The following is a 1617-nucleotide window of genomic DNA, read 5'->3' as shown; positions in this document are numbered from 1 at the left end:
GACGCAGGCTGGACCCCATCAGGGTTTGCGCGACGGACCGCAGGCAGGCATCGCCCGCCGGATGACCGTAGTGGTCGTTGAACAGCTTGAAGTGGTCGATGTCGATCATGAGCAGGGCCAGCGGCTCGCCCGATCGCCGCGTGCGGCGCCACTCCCGTTCCAGCGACTCGTCGAACCCACGCCGATTGGCCACGCCCGTCAGAACGTCGATCGTGGCGATGCGGCGCAGATCGTCGACCATTTGCTTGATGCGCAGCTGGGTCTTCACGCGGGCCACCACGAGCGGTGCGCTGACGGGCTTGGCAATGAAATCCGCCGCACCCAGGTCAAAGCCCGACACCTCGAACTCCGGGTCGGTGTGGCTGGTGACGAAGATCACCGGCACGTCGGCGAGCGCGGGATCGGCCTTCAGTTCCTCGCAGACCTCGAAGCCGCTCATGCCCGGCAATTCAGCGTCGAGCAGCACCACGTCGGGCGTCGATTCGTGGATCAGCCGCAGCGCGTCCTCTCCGCTGGTGGCAAACCGCAAACTGCCCACCTCGTGGAGGATTCTTCCCAGCAGCTGAATCGTGGCGGGATCGTCGTCGACCAGCAGGATGTCAATCATCGATGTCAGGCTGGTTTGAGGGCGACATCTGGGTCGGGCACGCCGGGCAGCACGATGGTGAAGCAGCTTCCCTGACCAGGCTCGCTCTCCACTCGCAATTGCCCGTGCATCGCTTCCACGAGCTGGCGCGTGATCACCAGTCCGAGGCCGGTGCCGGGAGCCGCATCACCCTGCCTGCCGAGGCGGTTGAACGGTTCGAACAGATGCTGCAGTTGCAACGCGTTCATGCCCATGCCGTTGTCACGCACCGAGACGGCAACCCCTTGTGGATCGCCCCTCACCTCGAGGTACACCGAGCCGCCGGGCCGGTTGTACTTGATGGCGTTCGTCAGCAGGTTCACCAGGCACTGGTGAAGGCGGGCGGCGTCGGCGCAGACGCTGGTTGACGGTGAAACTCGCGGCAAGGACAGCCTCACGACCGCCTGCTCCGCCAGCGCCGAAACGGCCGCTGCCGCATCTTGCACGCACTGGGCCGCATCGATGGGAACCAGATCGATCGTCAGCTTGCCGCTTTCGAAGCGGCCGAGGTCCATCACGTCGCGCATGAGGCCTTGCAATTGACCGCCACAGGCGATCACGTGCCTCAACCGTTTGGCCTGCGCGGGCGCCAAAGGGTGCTTAACGTCGGCCAACATGAGTTGAGTGAACCCCAGCAAGCCGTTCAAGGGGTTGCCCATTTCGTGGGCGATGTAGGCCATCATCGTCGTCTTCGTGCGGCTCGCGGCCTGCGCCTCGATGCGTGAGCGCGATTCCGCCTCGAGGCGCTCGCGGTCGCTGTTGTCACGCAGCATCACCGTCGTCAGGCGGTCCGTTCCGGTTCCAACGCTCGACACCGACAATTCGACCGACAGGGGTGCGCCGCCCGCCCGCGCTATGGTGGTGCGCGTCGCGTCGCTGTGCCCGATGGTTTCGACCGGGAGGTCTTGTCCGAGCAGGGCCTGTACGGGCGAGCCGATGGCTTCCTGGTCGCCGGTGCCGAACATGCGGCAGGCGGCAGCGTTGATCAGCAC

Annotated in this window: 2 protein-coding genes; both read right to left on the bottom strand. The window is 65.5% G+C overall.

From position 1 onward, the window contains the following. On the bottom strand, window positions 1–607 hold a 607-nt coding region (locus AC1DYI_RS35010), incomplete at its 3' end, for a response regulator (protein WP_477208699.1). Window positions 608–612: 5 nt separating this feature from the next. Beyond that, the coding region (locus tag AC1DYI_RS35005) for a PAS domain-containing sensor histidine kinase (protein WP_477208698.1) at window positions 613–1617 on the bottom strand (1005 nt) is incomplete at its 5' end.

The organism is Ideonella sp. P3_A4 (genome assembly GCF_056403075.1).
The sequence above is the reverse complement of the archived record's forward strand: the minus strand, read 5'-3'. Positions and strand labels throughout refer to the sequence as shown.